15 protein-coding genes are annotated in these 17,744 nt (G+C 74.2%); 10 read left to right on the top strand and 5 right to left on the bottom strand.

Going from position 1 to position 17,744, the window contains the following annotated elements; all coding sequences use genetic code 11:
• Positions 1–25: 25 nt before the first annotated feature.
• Positions 26–889, bottom strand: a complete 864-nt coding sequence (locus tag ACFYOB_RS04640; protein ID WP_388554453.1) for a DUF4184 family protein — start codon at positions 887–889, stop codon at positions 26–28.
• Positions 890–999: 110 nt separating this feature from the next.
• On the opposite strand from ACFYOB_RS04640, the gene ACFYOB_RS04635 reads away from it, so the two are divergent.
• From ACFYOB_RS04635 to ACFYOB_RS04625, 3 genes are all read left to right on the top strand, one after another.
• Positions 1,000–2,274 carry a lytic transglycosylase domain-containing protein gene (locus ACFYOB_RS04635; protein ID WP_388554450.1) on the top strand — a complete coding sequence of 425 codons (1,275 nt, stop codon included), beginning with the start codon at positions 1,000–1,002 and terminating at the stop codon, positions 2,272–2,274.
• 199 nt (positions 2,275–2,473) lie between these two features.
• Entirely contained in the window at positions 2,474–2,614 is a 141-nt protein-coding gene (locus tag ACFYOB_RS04630) for an SPW_0924 family protein (RefSeq protein WP_215019838.1), read from the top strand.
• 14 nt (positions 2,615–2,628) lie between these two features.
• Positions 2,629–3,603 carry a DUF3068 domain-containing protein gene (locus ACFYOB_RS04625; RefSeq protein ID WP_388554447.1) on the top strand — a complete coding sequence of 325 codons (975 nt, stop codon included), beginning with the start codon at positions 2,629–2,631 and terminating at the stop codon, positions 3,601–3,603.
• Here the strand turns inward: ACFYOB_RS04625 and hrpB are convergent.
• A complete protein-coding gene (gene hrpB, locus ACFYOB_RS04620; RefSeq protein ID WP_388554444.1) occupies positions 3,593–6,139 on the bottom strand; it encodes an ATP-dependent helicase HrpB in 2,547 nt (848 codons plus the stop codon). The genes ACFYOB_RS04625 and hrpB overlap by 11 nt on opposite strands.
• A 4-nt stretch (positions 6,140–6,143) precedes the next feature.
• Entirely contained in the window at positions 6,144–7,004 is an 861-nt protein-coding gene (locus ACFYOB_RS04615; protein ID WP_388554441.1) for a class I SAM-dependent methyltransferase, read from the bottom strand.
• Between the two features lie 406 nt (positions 7,005–7,410).
• On the opposite strand from ACFYOB_RS04615, the gene rpsA reads away from it, so the two are divergent.
• The 4 genes from rpsA (at position 7,411) to ACFYOB_RS04595 (ending at position 11,180) form a co-directional block, all read left to right on the top strand.
• Positions 7,411–8,919 carry a 30S ribosomal protein S1 gene (gene rpsA, locus ACFYOB_RS04610; RefSeq protein WP_030010959.1) on the top strand — a complete coding sequence of 503 codons (1,509 nt, stop codon included), beginning with the start codon at positions 7,411–7,413 and terminating at the stop codon, positions 8,917–8,919.
• A 178-nt stretch (positions 8,920–9,097) separates the two neighbouring features.
• On the top strand, positions 9,098–10,036 hold the full coding sequence (locus ACFYOB_RS04605; RefSeq protein ID WP_328925119.1) for a PAC2 family protein: 939 nt from the start codon (positions 9,098–9,100) through the stop codon (positions 10,034–10,036).
• A gap of 76 nt (positions 10,037–10,112) precedes the next feature.
• On the top strand, positions 10,113–10,727 hold the full coding sequence (coaE, locus tag ACFYOB_RS04600) for a dephospho-CoA kinase (RefSeq protein WP_388554438.1): 615 nt from the start codon (positions 10,113–10,115) through the stop codon (positions 10,725–10,727).
• A gap of 51 nt (positions 10,728–10,778) precedes the next feature.
• Complete coding sequence (locus tag ACFYOB_RS04595; protein WP_388554436.1) at positions 10,779–11,180, top strand: tetratricopeptide repeat protein; 402 nt, start codon at positions 10,779–10,781, stop codon at positions 11,178–11,180.
• Positions 11,181–11,183: 3 nt separating this feature from the next.
• On the opposite strand, the gene ACFYOB_RS04590 is transcribed toward ACFYOB_RS04595, so the two are convergent.
• Both ACFYOB_RS04590 and ACFYOB_RS04585 read right to left on the bottom strand, forming a co-directional pair.
• On the bottom strand, positions 11,184–11,444 hold the full coding sequence (locus ACFYOB_RS04590) for a DUF6343 family protein (protein ID WP_388555553.1): 261 nt from the start codon (positions 11,442–11,444) through the stop codon (positions 11,184–11,186).
• Positions 11,445–11,481: 37 nt separating this feature from the next.
• The gene (locus ACFYOB_RS04585; protein ID WP_388554433.1) at positions 11,482–12,099 is read right to left on the bottom strand and encodes a hypothetical protein; all 618 of its coding nucleotides are present in this window, start codon (positions 12,097–12,099) and stop codon (positions 11,482–11,484) included.
• A gap of 169 nt (positions 12,100–12,268) precedes the next feature.
• Between ACFYOB_RS04585 and ACFYOB_RS04580 the strand changes: the two genes are divergently transcribed.
• From ACFYOB_RS04580 to ACFYOB_RS04570, 3 genes are all read left to right on the top strand, one after another.
• Entirely contained in the window at positions 12,269–13,603 is a 1,335-nt protein-coding gene (locus tag ACFYOB_RS04580) for a helix-turn-helix domain-containing protein (RefSeq protein WP_388554430.1), read from the top strand.
• A gap of 87 nt (positions 13,604–13,690) precedes the next feature.
• Positions 13,691–16,537, top strand: coding sequence for an SNF2-related protein (locus ACFYOB_RS04575; protein ID WP_388554427.1), 2,847 nt, complete (start codon positions 13,691–13,693; stop codon positions 16,535–16,537).
• Positions 16,534–17,739, top strand: coding sequence for an SWIM zinc finger family protein (locus tag ACFYOB_RS04570; protein WP_388554424.1), 1,206 nt, complete (start codon positions 16,534–16,536; stop codon positions 17,737–17,739). Before ACFYOB_RS04575 ends, ACFYOB_RS04570 begins: the two co-directional genes overlap by 4 nt.
• Positions 17,740–17,744: the final 5 nt, after the last annotated feature.

The raw sequence follows: 17,744 nt of genomic DNA, 5'->3' as shown, positions 1-17,744 counted from the left end.
TCGGCGCCGCGCCCGTTCCCGCCGCCTACCGGGCGGTGGGGACGGGCGTTCGCATGTCCTCGTACGAACGATCGCGGGCTCCGCGGTCGCCGCGGTGCCGCAGTCGTACGAGGACCCCGTACAGCAGCAGGCCCACGGCGAGGCCGCCGCCCGCGCCGAAGCAGACCGTCGGGATGATGTCGAGCGGCGAGCGGATCCGGTCGAAGAACGTGAAGAAGCGGATCACGCGCAGCGTGACCCCGGCCGCCAGGCACGCCACGACCAGCGCGAGCGCGCCCCACAGCTCGGCGCGGGTCAGCACCGGCACGGCCGCCGGAACGGGCGAGGCCGGCAGCCGCCGCAGTGCGGTCACCGTGAACCAGAGCAGGGCGCAGGCCGCTACCGCCGAACTGCCGTACTGCAGGTAGGTGTAGACCGGCAGGCCGAAGGCGAGCGGCTCACCGAGCGTCGGCAGGGCGTTCGTTCCCCAGCGGTCCAGGTGGGTGAAGCTGTCCCACACCACGTGCGTGAGGGAGCCGGTGACCGCCGAGAGGTAGAACCAGAGGGCCAGTGCGGGCAGTTGGCGCCCCCGCCAGTGCTCGCCGCGCACGAAGGCGTGGACGCGGCCCCGCCAGGTGCGCGGCAGGAGCGCGATCAGCGGCTCGCGCAGCAGCAGCCAGCACCCCACGAGGGCCGCGGTGAGCACGGCGTCGGCCGTGAGGACGCCGGGCAGCGAATGCGTGAACGTGCCGTACGACATGACCCCTTCGACGACCGCGTCGGCGAAGTAGAAGGTGTCCGGCGCGAACGATCCGAGGACCAGCGCCGAGGCGACCATCGGCCCCCGCGCGCGCCCGGTCCGGCGGACGGCCGGAAGTACGGCGGCCGCATGGCTGAGGGTGAAGGGCATGGCACCTCGCGTTGACGTGCGGATGTGGTGAATTCCGGTCCACAGTACGTGCCTCGCACAGGGAGTTGACGTATGGTCGCGCCCGACGTCGAGGGGGAGGGGTCCGGCTCATGTCGGCTCGAATAATCGGACGCAGGCTGCGCAGGGGCGGGACGGCCGCCCTGGTCTGCGCCCTGGTGGTCGCCGCGGTGATCGCTTCCCAAGGACCGGGCGGCGGGCGCCAGGACCGGATCGCCGCGGCCGGAGAGGACGGTACGCCGCCCCTCCCGGCGGCGGCCGGAAGCGGAGGCGACTCCTCCTATTTCACCGAACTGCCTCCCCTGGTGAGCCCCGAGCCGCCGGCCGTGCTGCTTCCGGAGGGCGGCGCGTCGGCCGCGCCGGTGGAGCAGGCGGTGGCCGCGTCCGGGTCCGGGACCGGGTCCGAGGGCGCGTCGGCGGGAGTCGGCTCGCAGGGGATACCGGCGAGCGTGCTCGCGGCGTACCTGCGGGCGGAAAAGACGGTGGGGGAGAGCGACGCCGGCTGCGGACTGCGCTGGCAGCTCCTCGCGGCGATCGGCAAGGTCGAGTCCGGGCAGGCCCGCGGCGGCCGGGTGGACGCGGCCGGGACCACGCTGCGGCCGATCCTGGGACCGGTGCTCGACGGCAACGGCTTCGCGAACATCCCGGACACGGACGGCGGGGCGTACGACGGGGACGCCAGGTACGACCGGGCGGTCGGGCCCATGCAGTTCATCCCCTCCACGTGGGCGGCCTGGGGCCAGGACGCGGACGGCGACGGCCGGCGCAACCCGAACAACGTGTACGACGCGGCTCTTGCGGCCGGCCGTTACCTCTGCGCGGGGACCCGGGACCTGCGGGTGGACGCCGACCTGGACCGGGCGGTGCTCTCGTACAACCAGTCCGCCGAGTACCTGAAGACGGTGCGGTCCTGGTTCACCTACTACCTCAAGGGGGCGCACGGGGTCCCGGACGAGGGGGGCACGGGCGCGCCCGTGGTGACACCGGCGAAGCCGAGCCCCGCTCCCACGCCTAAGCCCAGCCCCTCACGGGATCCGAGGCCGACCCCGTCGCCCACGACCCCCTCTCCGACGCCGACTCCCATGCCTCCGACTCCCACGCCTACGCCGACCCCCACGCCGACTCCCACACCCACCCCCACGCCGACGCCGACTCCCACCCCCACGCCGACGCCGACTCCCACCCCCACGCCGGCTCCCACCCCCACGCCGACGCCGACGCCGACGCCCACGCCCACGCCCACGCCGAGCCCCAAGCCCACGCCCAGCCCGTCGACGAGCCCGTCCCCGACGGCCACCGCGACGGCGAAGCCCGGACCCACGCCGTCCCCGTCCACGCCGCGGTCCCCGTCCCCACGCCGGGGGTGACCGACCCGGGGGAAACCCCGCAGTCGCCCGGGTTCGCGGCCCTCGGACGGTTCAGTGGTGGGCCCGACGGCCTCAGCGCACGGCTCGACCGCAGGTCAGGGGCGTTCCCCGTGATCCATGGCCCAGACGGTTCTCATCTCGCGTCCGCATTGCTACGGTGCCTCCGCCCTGACGCCCTATCAGATTCCGGAGGCCCGGCATGCGCGCATTCATCGCCGCCGCCAGCGGGCTCGTCCTCGCGGTGCTCCTCGTCCTCGCCATCACGGCGCTCGGGGCGCCCGAAGGCACGACCTCACCCAAGCCCCTGCTCACCACCGCGCCCGCCGCGCCCGGAAAGTAGAGGAGGGCCCGGCCATGCGACGCAGAGCGAGCCTTCTCCTGCTGGCCCTAGCCGTGTTCTGCGCGGCCCTCGCACCGCTGCTGCGCTGGTACGCGTACCCGCGGCTCGCCAAGATCCCGCCGGGCCAGTACCAGGAGATGGTCCTGGAGGCGAAGGACGCGACCCTCCTCGACTACACCGGCGGCATGCAGCCCAAGAAGGTCGACAAGGTCACCATCGTCCAGACCCTCAAGGGCGACGTGGAGGCGTCGAAGGAGATCGAGTCGAGCGCCGGCAAGGACGTCGTCGTCTGGGACACGCTGACGTACATCATCGGGCCGGACGGGAAGATGGTGTCCCAGATCCCCGAGCGCTACATCTTCGACGCCCACACCCAGGACCCGGTGCACGCCACCGGTGAGATGGTCGACGGGGACGCCGTCAAACGCGAGGGCATCGAGTTCAAGTGGCCGTTCTTCACCGAGCCGCGCGACTACGTGTACTTCGACGCGCAGACCCGTACCTCCTCGCCGATCCACTACGTCGGCCCGCGCAAGTACCGGGGCATGGACGTCTACTACTTCGAGCAGACCGTCCCGTGGACCAAGGTGCCCATGCCGAAGAAGATGCCGATCGAGGGCATCGACCCGGCCACGATCGAGGCGGCCACCGGCACCACCCTCTGGTACACGACGAAGGCGATGTTCTGGGTCGACCCGGTGACCGGGGCGCCCGTCAACGCCGAGCAGGAGATCCAGCAGGAGATGCGCGGCGGAATCGCGGCGGGCGGCCCCGACGGCAAGCTCACCGCCTTCGCCGGGCACGTGAAGATGCGCGAGGACTACGCCGAGTACACCCTCGACCTGGTCGCCTCCAACCGCACGAAGGTCCTCGCGCTGCACACCTACGCGCCGGCCGGCCTGGCAGCCGGCGGGCTGGCGCTCCTCGGGCTGGCCCTGTGGCTGGAGGCGCGCGGCCGGCGCGTGCGGGCGGAAGAGGTCAGCGCCTGAGGCGGGCGTTGGTGTGGCGGGTGGGCTCGGCGGTGGCCGGGTCCTCCGGCCAGGGGTGCTTGGGGTAGCGGCCCCGGAGCTCGGCGCGGACCGCGCGGTAGCCGCCCCGCCAGAACGAGGCGAGGTCGGCGGTGACGGCGGCGGGCCGTCCGGCGGGTGACAGCAGGTGCACCAGGACCGGCACGCCCGCGATCCGGGGGGTCTCGGCCAGCCCGAACAGCTCCTGGAGCTTCACGGCCAGCACCGGCTGCTCAGCGAAGTAGTCCACCCGGATCCGGGACCCGCTGGGGACCTCCAGCCGTTCCGGAGCCAGCTCGTCCAGCCGGGAGGCCTCGCCGGTGGCCCACGGCAGGAGCCGGTTCAGGGCCTGCCCGGCGTCGATCCGCCCGAGGTCCGCGCGGCGCCGGGCGCGCGACAGCTCCGGCTCCAGCCAGTCGTCGGCCCGGTCCAGCAGCGCGCCGTCGTCCGCCACGTCGGGCCAGGCGCCGCCGAGCGTCCGGTGCAGGAAGCCCAGTCGGGCCCGGAGCCCTTCCGCGTCCGCGGACCAGCGCAGCAGGCCGAGGCCTTCGGCGCGTAGCCCGTCGAGCAGGGCGGCCCGTACGAGGACCGCGTCGGGGCTGCGCAACGGGCGTATCGCGAGTTCGATCGCGCCCAGCCGCCTCGCCGAGCGGGCGACGACGTCCCCGTCCTCCCAGTGCACCTCCTCCGCAGCCGTGCGCAGGTGCCCGGCGGCGGCCACGGCGGTGTCCTCGTCGATGACGGCGGCCAGCCGGATCCGCGCGGACGCGGAGTGCGGGGGCCTGTCGGCGACCGCGACGGCCAGCCAGGGCGCCCGGCGCAGCGGTGACCCGTCACCGAGCTCGGCCGCCGTGCCCGAAGCCATGAGGAAGGCCGTTTCCCCCCTGGCCTTGGCAACCCGCTCCGGAAACGCGAGCGCGGCCACCAGCCCGGCGGCTATGTCATCGGGTGCGGCGCCGCTGCCGGGGCTCTGCCCCGGACCCCGCTCCTCAGGCCCCGCGGAGTCCCGGACGGCCCGCTCCAGACGGCCGACCTCCGCGCGCCAGCGCCCCGCGTAGCCGTCGCCGCCCCGACGGGCCTGCCGCCAGGCGCCGGCCAGATCGTCCCCGTAGTCCCGCGGCGGCTCCTCGCTCAGCAGCGCCACCACCTCCGCCGCGCGGCGGGCCCCGACGGCCGCGGAACCGTCCAGCAGCGCCCGGGCCAGCCGGGGGTGCAGGCCCAGCCGGGCCATCCGCAGCCCCCGCGGGGTCGGCCGCCCCGTCCGGTCCACGGCGCCGATCGCGACCAGCACCTCACGCGCCGCGGCCATCGCCCCGGCCGGCGGCGGGTCCAGCAGCGCGAGCCCCGCCGCGTCCGGGTCACCCCAGCACGCGGCCTGCAGGGCGAACTGCGCCAGGTCGGCGATGCGGATCTCCGGCGCGGGGAACGCGGGCAGGCGGACGTCCTCCGCCTCCGTCCAGCAGCGGTACACCGCACCCGGCGCCTCGCGCCCGGCCCGGCCCGCCCGCTGGCGCCCGGCCGCGCGGGAGGCCCGTACCGTCGCCAGCGCGCCCAGGCCCCGCGCGTGGTCCGTCCGGGGCTCGCGGGCCAGCCCGGAGTCCACCACCACACGCACGCCCGGCACGGTCAGGCTGGACTCGGCGACCGCCGTCGCGAGGATCACCCGGCGGTGCGGCGAAGCCGTCAGCGCCGCGTCCTGCACCGACGCCGGGGCCCGCCCGTGGACCTGGAGCACCTCGGCGTCCACCGCGCCCAGCTGCCCGGCCACCCGGGCGATCTCGCCGACGCCGGGCAGGAAGCACAGGACGTCGCCCTCGCGCTCGGCGAGGGCCCGCCGCACCACCGAGGCCACGTGCGTCAGCTGGGCCGGGTCCACCCGCATCCCGTGCGGGGGCCGTACCGGCCGGACCGGAGGGGCCCAGACCGTCTCCACCGGGTACGAGACCCCGGCCGCCTCCACCACCGGCGCACCGCCGAGACGGCCCTGACCAAGGACGTGGGACCACCCGGCGGCGTCGGTCGTCGCCGAAGCCGCGACCAGGCGCAGCTCCGGGCGGAGCGTTTCCCGTACGTCCAGGAGGAAGGCGGCGACCGTGTCGGCGTCCAGGTGCCGCTCGTGGCACTCGTCCAGGACCACCACGTCCACACCGGCCAGCTCCTGGTCCCGCTGGAGCCGCTGCAGCAGTACTCCGGTGGTGACCACCTCCACCACGGCCGACGGGCCCACCACGCGCTCCCCGCGCACGGTGAAGCCCACCGAGCCGCCCACCGGCTCGCCCAGCAGCCAGGCCATCCGTCGCGCCGCCGCCCGGGCGGCGATCCGCCGCGGCTCTGCGACCACGACCCGGCGCCGCGGGCCGCCGCCCACCAGCCCCGCCAGCACCAGCGGCACCAGCGTGGTCTTGCCCGTGCCGGGCGGGGCGCACAGCACGGCGGTGCCGTGGCCGTCCAGCGCCGAGACGAGCGCGGGCACGGCCTCCCGTACGGGAAGGGCGTCGAGGTCGGCCTGGCGGATCAAGGGATCAGTCCCTCTCGCAGACGAAGATCGCCGTGCCCGGGATCAGGTTGCCGCGCAGTGGGGACCAGCCGCCCCACTCCTGGCTGTTCCATTCGGGCCACTCGGGCTCGACCAGGTCGACGAGGCGGAACCCGCCCGCCACCACGTCGCGGACCCGGTCGCCGATCGTGCGGTGGTGCTCCACGTACACGGCGCGGCCCTGCTCGTCCTGTTCCACGTACGGGGTCCGGTCGAAGTAGGAGGCGGCGACGGAGAGCCCCTCGGGGCCGGGCTCGTCGGGGAAGGCCCAGCGGATGGGGTGGGTGACGGAGAAGACCCAGCGGCCGCCGGGGCGCAGTACGCGGCGGACCTCGCGCATCACGTTCACCGGGTCGGCGACGAAGGGGACGGCCCCGTATGCGGAGCAGGCGAGGTCGAAGGAGCCGTCGCGGAAGGGGAGCCTCCCGGCATCGGCCTCGACGAGCCGGGCCCCCGGCACGTCGTCGCCGCCGATGCGCAGGGCGTGCTGGAGCTGGCGGTGGGAGAGGTCGAGGGCGACGGGGCGGGCGCCCTGGGCCGCCAGCCAGCGCGAGCACTGGGCGGCGCCGGCGCCGATCTCCAGGACGTCCTTGCCCTTGAGGGAGGAGGCGGGGCCGAGGAGGGCCGCATCCGCCTCGTCCAGGCCTTCCGGCCCCCATACGAAGCGGTCGTCGCCGAGGAAGGCGCCGTGCTCGCTCTGGTACTCGTCGGCGTTGCGGTCCCACCAGCCGCGGCTCGCCCGGCTGCTCTCCGCTTCTCCGGCGTCACGCCGTGTGGCCTCGGCGTCGTCCCCGGAGCCCGGATCGGCCTCGTACGCGTCTTCGGGGGCGTAGTCCTCTTGGTTCATGGGGCCCGTCGTCGTAGTCTGCGAATGTCTTCGGATGTCTGCGGATGCCCGCAGGTGTCCGCGGGTGTCCGCGGGTGTGTCTGCGGAACGTGGCAAGGAAGTGCCATCACGGCCTCCCCGCCCACGAATTGTGCCGGTTATACGGCGATCCGCCGGGGGTGTCCGCCTTCGCGCATTGACCGTGTCCGGCTGCCCCCGTATGCTACAAGTTGCGCTGCGAGCCTGTGCTCCTCAGACCTAGCAGGCTGCGCTTGCATCTGTTGATGTCCCCTCGGTTTTCGAGGCCTCCCCGCTCAGGCGGATCAGGGGCTTCCTTGGCTGTCCGGCTTCTTCGGCAGGTGCCGATAAGGGCTCCCGGCGTAGCAGTACCTACGACTTTCTGTCCGTAACCGGAGCCCTTTCCCACATGACGAGCAGCACCGAGACCACCTCTACCACTCCGCAGGTAGCGGTCAACGACATCGGTAACGAGGAAGCCTTCCTCGCCGCGATCGACGAGACGATCAAGTACTTCAACGACGGCGACATCGTCGACGGCGTCATCGTGAAGGTCGACCGGGACGAGGTCCTGCTCGACATCGGTTACAAGACCGAAGGCGTGATCCCGAGCCGTGAGCTCTCGATCAAGCACGACGTCGACCCGAACGAGGTCGTCAAGGTCGGCGACGAGATCGAGGCCCTGGTTCTCCAGAAGGAGGACAAGGAAGGCCGTCTGATCCTGTCCAAGAAGCGCGCTCAGTACGAGCGTGCCTGGGGCACGATCGAGAAGATCAAGGAAGAAGACGGCATCGTCACCGGTACCGTCATCGAGGTCGTCAAGGGTGGTCTCATCCTCGACATCGGCCTCCGCGGCTTCCTGCCGGCCTCCCTCGTCGAGATGCGTCGCGTCCGCGACCTCCAGCCCTACGTGGGCAAGGAGCTCGAGGCGAAGATCATCGAGCTGGACAAGAACCGCAACAACGTGGTCCTGTCCCGCCGCGCCTGGCTCGAGCAGACCCAGTCCGAGGTTCGCCAGACGTTCCTCACCACCCTGCAGAAGGGTCAGGTCCGCTCCGGCGTCGTTTCCTCGATCGTCAACTTCGGTGCCTTCGTGGACCTGGGTGGCGTCGACGGTCTCGTCCACGTCTCCGAGCTGTCCTGGAAGCACATCGACCACCCGTCCGAGGTTGTCGAGGTCGGCCAGGAAGTCACCGTCGAGGTCCTCGACGTCGACATGGACCGCGAGCGCGTCTCCCTGTCGCTGAAGGCGACGCAGGAAGACCCGTGGCAGCAGTTCGCCCGGACCCACCAGATCGGTCAGGTCGTCCCGGGTAAGGTCACCAAGCTGGTTCCGTTCGGTGCGTTCGTCCGCGTGGACGAGGGCATCGAGGGTCTGGTCCACATCTCCGAGCTGGCCGAGCGCCACGTGGAGATCCCGGAGCAGGTCGTCCAGGTCAACGACGAGATCTTCGTCAAGGTCATCGACATCGACCTCGAGCGTCGCCGGATCTCGCTGTCGCTGAAGCAGGCCAACGAGTCCTTCGGTGCCGACCCGGCGTCGGTCGAGTTCGACCCGACCCTGTACGGCATGGCCGCGTCTTACGACGACCAGGGCAACTACATCTACCCCGAGGGCTTCGACCCCGAGACCAACGACTGGCTCGAGGGCTTCGACAAGCAGCGCGAGGCCTGGGAGACCCAGTACGCCGAGGCGCAGCAGCGCTTCGAGCAGCACCAGGCTCAGGTCATCAAGAGCCGCGAGGCCGACGAGGCCGCTGCCGCCGAGGGCGCTGCCGCCCCGGCCGCCGGTGGCAACGCCGGTGCGGGCATCTCGGGTGGTTCGTACTCCTCGGAGTCGGACGAGACCTCCGGCGCCCTGGCGTCGGACGAGGCCCTGGCCGCGCTCCGCGAGAAGCTGGCCGGCGGCCAGAGCTGATCGCAGCGCGCATCACACCCCGGTGTGAGCCGAGCTGGTTGATGTGAACGGTGAGGCCCGTCCCCTTCGGGGGGCGGGCCTTTCCGCGTTTCCCCGTGATCCGGTTGGCCAACTGGGGAATGGTGGCGCCTCCTTGGACGTTCTTGGCAGAGAACGCGACGAGGGAGGAGTGGTGACGGTGCTTGATCCACAGGGTCTGTACGAATGGGACGCCAAGGGCCTGGCGGTGGCCGACCTGGCGCTCGCCCAGGACTCTGCCGGGCTGGTCATGCTGTACCACTTCGAGGGGTACATCGACGCGGGTGAGGCCGGCGAGCAGATCGTCGAGCGCCTCCTGGACACCCTGCCCCACCAGGTCGTGGCGCGTTTCGACGCGGACCGGCTGGTGGACTACCGGGCCCGCCGCCCGCTGCTGACCTTCCAGCGCGACCACTGGACCGAGTTCGAGGAGCCCCGGCTGGAGGTCCGGCTCGTCCAGGACGCCACCGGAGCCCCCTTCCTGCTGCTGTCCGGCCCGGAGCCGGACGTGGAGTGGGAGCGCTTCAGCGTCGCCGTCCGGCAGATCGTCGAGCGCCTCGGCGTGCGGCTGTCGGTCAACTTCCACGGCATTCCGATGGGCGTCCCGCACACGCGGCCCGTCGGCATCACCCCGCACGGCAACCGGACCGACCTCATGCCGGGCCACCGCAGCCCCTTCGACGAGGCGCAGGTTCCGGGCAGCGCGGAGTCGCTGGTCGAGTTCCGCCTGGCCCAGGCCGGGCACGACGTGCTCGGCGTCGCCGCGCACGTACCGCACTACGTCGCGCGCTCCCCGTACCCGGACGCCGCGCTGACGGTGCTGGAGGCGATCACGGCGGCGACCGGGCTGGTCCTGCCGGCCGTGGCGCACGCCCTGCGGACCGAGGCCCACCGCACCCAGACGGAGATCGACCGGCAGATCCGGGAGGGCGACGAGGAACTGGTCAGCCTGGTCCAGGGGCTGGAGCACCAGTACGACGCGGCGGCCGGTGCCGAGACCCGGGGCAACATGATGGCCGAGCCCGCGGAGATCCCTTCGGCGGACGAGATCGGGCGCGAGTTCGAGCGGTTCCTGGCGGAACGCGAGGGCGAAAGCTGAGGGCCGGACCGCCGGACCGGGGGCTGGGCGACCGGGGGCCTGTGGCCCGGGCAGGGGCGGGGTCTAGGCTGCGAGCATGCTGAAAGTGGGCCTGACGGGCGGAATCGGTGCCGGCAAGAGCGAGGTCTCGCGGCTGCTGGCGGGGTACGGAGCGGTCGTCGTGGACGCCGACCGGATCGCGCGGGAGGTCGTCGAGCCCGGTACGCCGGGGCTCGCGGCCGTCGTGGCGGCCTTCGGGGAGTCGGTGCTGACCGAGGAGGGGGCGCTGGACCGGCCGAAGCTCGGGTCGATCGTGTTCGCCGACCCGGCGAAGCTCCAGACCCTCAACGCGATCGTGCACCCACTGGTCGGGGCCAGGTCGGCCGAGCTGGAGGCCGCCGCGGGGGCCGACGCGATCGTGGTGCACGACGTACCGCTGCTAGCGGAGAACGGGCTGGCGCCGCTGTACGACCTGGTGGTCGTGGTGGACGCGGCGCCGCGGACGCAGCTGGCGCGGCTCACCGCGCTGCGCGGGATGGCCGAGGAGGAGGCGCGGGCCCGGATGGCCGCGCAGGCCACGCGGGAGCAGCGGCTCGCCGTGGCGACGCTCGTGATCGACAACGACGGGCCGCTGGAGGCTCTGGAGCCGCAGGTGCGCAAGGTGTGGGCGGAGCTCACATCGCGGGCGACGCGGGAGCGGGCGGCGCAATAGCGGGTCCGGGGGCGGGCGTTGAACGCGCCCGCAGAGGGAAGGAACTCACACGTGTCCGACACCACGCCGCACCCCTCGTCGTCCTCGAAGCCGCCGTCGACGAGCCCGGAGACGCACGTCATCGACTACCGGGCCGCCGAGCAGCTGCTCGCCGCACGCGACCCGCGCGGCGCGGTCAAGCTGCTCGACTCCGTCATAGCCGCCCACCCCGAGAACACGGCGGCCCGGCTGCTGCGCGCCCGGGCCTTCTTCGCCGCCGCCCAACTGCGTCCGGCGGAGCTGGAGTTCGAGCTGGTGCTGGAGCGGGAGCCGGACAATGCCTTCGCCCACTTCGCACTTGCCCGTACGCACCAGCGCTCCGGGCGGCACGACCAGGCGCGCAAGCACTTCCGCCTCGCCGCCGCCCTGGATCCGCAGCCGGAGTACCTGGCGGCGGCCCGCTTCGAGGACTGAGCCTCACCGGCTCCCGGGCGGTTCGTACGGCGGGACGTCGGGGCCGGGCTGATAGTGCGGGCCCTGGTGGATGTGGTGGATGATCACGGCCAGGTCCACGGCCGCCAGCAGCACGACCGCACCGCAGGCCGCCGCCCAGCCGGGACGGTCGGCCAGCGAGAAGAGGGCCGTCCCGGCGGCGGCCCAGATCAGCCCCCACAGGCTCAGCCAGAACCGCAGCCGCAGCGGACTGCGGGCGGTCACCGGCTCGTTCCCGGAACGCATGGTCATCGCCTCATGTCCATGGTCCCACTCCGGCCGTTTACGGGTTGAGCTTGTTCACGGCCGTCGTGGTCGTCTTCCTGAAGCCGGCTACCGGGGCGTCGGACAGGTCGCCCATCTGGCCCCACTTCACGACCGTGACGGTGGAGGCGTCGCGTCCGATTCCGTAGAGGTGCACGCCGGGCTCGGAGTCGGGGATCGAGGTGTGCACCCCGTAGACGTGCGCGCCCTCCTCGACGGCGAGCTTCCCGTAGTCCTGCCAGGAGGCCGTGCCGCCCGGGGTCGTGCGCAGCCAGTCGGCCGCGCAGGCCGCGACCTTGTGCTCCAGGGTGCCGGCGAGCTTGGCGGCCGCGGCGGGTGAGGCGGCCCGTACGGAGATCTGCACCGCGCCGGTATCGTACTCCGTGCCGAAGTCGCGGTGCCAGCTGCCCGCCGCCGGGAGCGCGCCGTCCAGGCAGAACGGCGCGAACTCGGGCAGCCCCTTGGCGACCGCGCCCGCGTACCAGGGCGAGGTGGGGTGTGGCGGCAGGTCGGTGCCGCCGATGAAGCCGGGCGCGGTGGCCGCCGTGGCAGAGCCCGGGGCGGTGAGGACGAGGGCCGTGGCCGCCGAGACGAGGGCGGTGGTGAGGGTGGCGACGGTGCCGGAGCGTCGGAACATGGTGGGTACTCCCCGTGGTCGTGGTCGTCGTGCTGATCGGTGTGACGGCGTACGTGAACAGCCTTTCCCCGGGCCGGGGCGTGGGGCGACGGATCGCTGCGGATTCGGGACACTGGAATGGCCGTACGTGCTGTCACCTGGGGGAACACCCCCGGCATGGAACGCAGTCGTGGGACGGGGGAACGCCGTGGGCGAGGCGGAGCGGTTCGCGCGGCTCATGCGGGAGCTGAAGGAGCGCGCGGGGCTGAGTTACGGGACGCTGGCGCGCAGGCTGCACACGAGCACCTCGACGCTGCACCGCTACTGCAACGGGGAGGCCGTGCCGACGGAGTTCGCGGTGGTGGACCGTTTCGCCCGGGCCTGCGGGGCCTCGCCCGGGGAGGCCGTGGATCTGCACCGGGCGTGGCTGCTGGCGGACGCGCGCAGGCGCGCGGCGGGGCGGCCCGACCCGGCGCCGGCCCCGGAACCGGCTCCGGAACCGACCTCGGGACCAATCCCGGAACCGGCCCTGGGCGCCGTGGCGGAACCCGCTGTCGTACCCGCCGCGGAGCCGGAGCGGGCGCCGGTGTCCGTCCGGCCCCCTCGGTACCGGCGGCGGGCGGCCGCCGTCCTCGCCGCCGGGGTGAGCGCGGGCGCGGTGGCCGTGGCGGTACTGGCGGCGTCCCTGCCCGAGCGCGGGACGCCGCCCGGCGTGGCGGGGGCGACGGGGTCCGCGGGGGCGGCCGGCCCGGCCACCCCGGTCGCCCCCTCGGCGCCGCCGGACGCGGCCGGGACCCCGGCGCCGGGGACGTCATCGCCCTCGTCCTCGTCCCCTTCGCCCGTGCCGGCACAGGGCGGTCCGGCGTCCGCCTCGGCTCCGGCGCCGCCGTCCCGGCCTTCGCCCTCGACGGCGTCGGTACCGCTCAAGGCGGCCGTACGGTCGCACGTGTGGGCCTACGGCTGCGATCACGCCTACCTCGCCGAACGGGGCCCCGGCTCGGTGCCACCGCCGCCCGTCGAGGCGGACGCGCCGGCCTGGGCCTCGGCGCAGCGCGCCGTCCACGCCGGGGCCCAGATCGTCGAGGTCACCCTGCACGGGACGGGCGCGGGCAGCGTGGTCCTGGAGGACCTGGAGGTACGGGTGGCCGCGCGGCGCACCCCGCCGGCCTGGAACGTCTACCAGATGTCCCAGGGCTGCGGCGGGTCCCTCACCCCGGCAGCCTTCGCCGTCAACCTGGACGCGCCGCGCCCCCTGGCCCGGCCCGTCGCCGGGAACGACGCCGGGGGCCCCGTCCCGGCCCCCGCCTTCCCGCTGCGGGTCTCGGCGTCCGAGCCGGTCGTCCTGCGCGTGGAAGCGGCCACCACGGGCTGCGACTGCGACTGGTACCTCGACCTGCGCTGGACCGGGCCGGCCGACTCCGGCACCCTCCGGATCGACGACGGCGGACGGCCGCTGCGCACCAGCGCGGCCACCGGCCGACCCGTGTACGGATACGCCGCGGAACAGGGTCGCTGGGGACGCTGAACCCCAGGTCAGAGGCATTGTCAGCGGCCACGCCTAGACTCGTCGGCAGAGGGGTCCGTCTGGACATCGACCGGGGAGGGGGACACCGTGGCAGCGCAGTCGCAGTCGCAGTCGCAGTCGCGGACAGCCGCACTGCTGCGCCACGCGGCCGTCTTCCTGCCCGCCGCCGTTCCCCGGCAGGGGCGCGTCGTCTTCTGGGCGCCCGACGGGGACGCGCTGCCCGAGGCGGGTGCGCCGGTGCAGCTCACCGTCGTCCGCCCGCACGGCGAAGGGGTCCGCAGCCGGACGGTGCCCGCAGTGGCCCTCTCCGTCACCGCCGCCCTGCCGCTGCTCGCCCGGGCACCCCGCAGCCCGGCCTCGCACCCCGCCACCCGGGCCTGGGGCACCGCCGCCACACAGGCGCTCACACTGGTCGCCCGGGGCCGGCTGCTCCCCGGGCTCACCCCCGAGGGCATCGACGCATGGCGTGCGGGGCCGCTCGACGCCGCCGATGTCGACCACCTCCGCGCGATCGCCGCCGCGCTGCCCCACGAGGGCTACGCGACCCCGCTGGCCGGCCGCCGCCCGCTCCAACTGCCCGAGCCGGAAGCGCTGGTCCGTTCCTTCCTCGACGCGGTCGCCGACAGTCTGCCCCGCACCCCGGCCGCGCCGGTCGCGGCCGGACGGCCGTTCGCCGCCCGGGAGCCGCAGCGGGTGCCGGGCATACAGGACTGGGCCGCGCAGGTCGCGGCCGGAGCGGACACAGGCGTGGGGATCTCGCTGCGGCTCGACCTGTCGTCCTTCCGTCTCTTCGACGAGGCGGAGGACGCGGACGTCCGTCGCGCCGGGGCCGCCGTGGTCCAGGTGCACAGCCTCGCCGATCCGACCCTCGTCACCGACGCCGCACAGCTGTGGGCGGGCGTGGCCGCCGCGGGCTTCGGGCCGCGCGCCCGGATCGATGCCGTGCTCGCGCTGCGTCGGGCCGCGCGGGTCTGGCCGCCCCTGCTGCGCCTGCTCGACCAGCCGGTCCCCGACGCCCTCGCCCTGTCGGACCCGGAGCTCGAAGACCTGCTGGGAGTGGCCGCGACCCGGCTGGCGGCCGCGGGAGTCCTGGTCCACTGGCCGCGCGAGCTGGCCCGTACGCTGTCGGCGACCGCCGTCGTACGGTCCACCGCGCCCGGGTCCGCCACCGACGGCACGGCCTTCTTCGACGCCGCGCACCTCTTCGCCTTCTCCTGGGAGCTGGCGCTGGGCGGCGACCGGCTCACCCCGGGCGAGATGGACGCCCTCGCGCAGGCCCACCGGCCGGTGGTGCGGCTGCGGGACCGGTGGGTGCGGGTCGACCCCGAGCTGGTGCGCAAGGCGCGCAAGCGGGACCTGGGCCTGCTGGACCCGGTGGACGCGCTGGCGACCGTATTGTCCGGGACGGCCGAGATCGACGGGGAGTCCGTCGAGGCGGTTCCGGTCGGGGCGCTGGCCGCCCTGCGGGAGCGGCTGACGGGGGAGCTGGCCCCGCTGCCGCAGCCGGCCGCGCTCAAGGCCACCCTGCGGGACTACCAGGCGCGCGGCCTGGCCTGGCTGGACCTGATGACCTCCCTCGGCCTCGGCGGCTGCCTCGCCGACGACATGGGGCTCGGCAAGACCGTCACCCTGATCGCGCTCCACCTGCACCGCGACCGCCCCGAGCCGACGCTCGTGGTGTGTCCCGCGTCCCTGCTGGGCAACTGGCAGCGCGAGATCGAAAGGTTCGCCCCAGGCACGCCGGTGCGCCGCTTCCACGGCGGCGCCCGCAGCCTCGACGACCTCGGATCCGCCGCGGGCGGGTTCGTGCTCACCACGTACGGGACGATGCGCGCCAGCGCCCCGCTCCTGGCCGAGCAGAGCTGGGGCATGGTCGTCGCCGATGAGGCGCAGCACGTCAAGAACCCGCACTCGGCGACGGCCAAGGCGCTGCGCACGGTTCCGGCGCCGGCCCGGGTGGCGCTGACCGGCACCCCGGTGGAGAACAACCTCTCCGAGCTGTGGGCCCTGCTCGACTGGACGACGCCCGGCCTGCTGGGCCCGCTCACCGCCTTCCGGGCCCGCCATGCCCGCCCGGTGGAGCACCAGCAGGAGGAGGACGGCGGCAACGAGGCGGCGGTGGCCCGGCTGTCCGCGCTCGTACGGCCGTTCCTGCTGCGGCGCAAGAAGTCGGATCCCGGTATCGCACCCGAGCTGCCCCCCAAGACGGAGACCGACCACCCCGTCTCCCTGACCCGGGAGCAGGCCTCGCTCTACCAGGCCGCGGTGGACGAGGCGATGGCGGTGATCGAGTCGAGCGAGGGCATCGAGCGTCGCGGCATGATCATGACGTTGCTGGCCTCGCTCAAGCAGATCTGCAACCACCCCGCGCAGTACCTGAAGGAGGCCGAGCCGCGGATCCCGCACCGCTCCGGCAAGCTCGCCCTGCTGGACGAGCTGCTGGACACGATCCTCGCCGAGGGCGGTTCGGTGCTGGTCTTCACGCAGTACGTGACGATGGCCCGGCTCATCGAGCGGCACCTGGCGGCCCGGGGGATCTCCCACCAGCTGCTGCACGGCGGAACTCCGGTCCCGCGCCGGGAGGAGCTCGTCGACCGTTTCCAGGCGGGCGAAGTCCCGGTCTTCCTGCTCTCCTTGAAGGCGGCGGGGACCGGGCTGAATCTGACCCGGGCCGGCCACGTCATCCACTTCGACCGCTGGTGGAACCCGGCCGTCGAGGAGCAGGCCACCGACCGCGCCTACCGGATCGGCCAGACCCAGCCCGTGCAGGTGCACCGGATCATCGCCGAGGGGACCGTGGAGGACCGGATCGCCGAGATGCTGGAGGCGAAGCGGGCCCTGGCCGATGCCGTCCTGGGCTCCGGCGAGTCGGCGCTGACCGAGCTGACCGACCGTGAACTGGCCGACCTCGTCTCCCTGCGGAGGCCGACGTGATCACCGCGCGGGACGACCGCCGCCGCACCTTCGAGACCGTGCCCGCCGGGGCGCAGGCGGTGAGCTGGTGGGGCCGGGCCTGGGTATCGGCCCTCGAATCGGTGTCCCGCGACCCGGCCCGGCTGGCCCGGGGCCGTACGTACGCCGCCGAAGGGCACGTCGACGCCGTCACCGTCACCCCCGGCCGGATCGTGGCGTACGTCCGGGGCAGCCGCCCCCGCCCGTACCGCACCGAGCTGACGCTGCCCGCCTTCGCGGACGGCGCGTGGGAGGAGCTGCTGGAGACGGTCGCGGCCGACCCCGCGGCGCTCGCCGCCCTGCTGGAGCGGGAGGTTCCGCAGTCGCTCGCCGAGGCGGTCCTGCCCGGCGCGGGCGAGCTCGTGGCGCGCTGCTCCTGCCCGGACGTCGCGCGTCCGCCGTGCAAGCACGCGGCGGCCCTCTGTTACCGGGCGGCCCGGCTCCTCGACGAGGACCCCTTCGTGCTGCTGCTCCTGCGCGGCCGCGGCGAGCGGGAGCTCCTCGACGAGCTGACCCGCCGCAATGCCGCCCACGCCGCACGCGAACAGCCCGACGCCACGCCGGACTTCCCCGGCGTCCCGGCCCGGGCGGCGCTCGCCCGTACCAGCCTGCCGCTGCTGCCCGCGCCGCTTCCCGCGCCCGCCGCCGCGGGGGTCCCGCCGGCCTGCCCGGCCGACCCGGCCGCGCCGGACCCGCTCGCCCTGGACCAGCTCGCCTCCGATGCCGCCGCCCGCGCGCTGGCCGTCCTCACCACGGCCGAGGACCCGATCGCCGGGCTCAGCCTGTGGCAGGACGCCGTCCGGCTGGCCTCCGCGTACCCCACGGCCGGGCTCACCGGCGCCGCCCGCGCCCTCTACCGCGACCTGGCCCGCGCCACCGGCCGTACCACCACCGACCTCGCCCGCGCCGCGGCGGCTTGGCGGCAGGGCGGCCGTCCCGCGCTCGCCGCCCTCGAAGAGCCCTGGGACCCGCCGGCCGGGCCCTTCGACCGGGCCCGCCCGGCGCTCCTCGCTGCCGCCCAGGGCTCCTTCCGCCCCGAGCGCAACCGCCTCACGGCCCGCACCCGCCAGCTCCGCCTCGGCCGTGACGCCCTCTGGTACGCCTACGAGTCCCGCCCTGACGACGACGACTGGTGGCCCACGGGCCGCCCCTCCCCGGACCCGGTCACCGCCCTGCTGCACTGAGCGGG

It is taken from the genome of Streptomyces sp. NPDC006463 (assembly GCF_042870715.1).
In the GTDB taxonomy this organism is placed as follows: Bacteria; Actinomycetota; Actinomycetes; order Streptomycetales; family Streptomycetaceae; genus Streptomyces.
The sequence above is the reverse complement of the archived record's forward strand: the minus strand, read 5'-3'. Positions and strand labels throughout refer to the sequence as shown.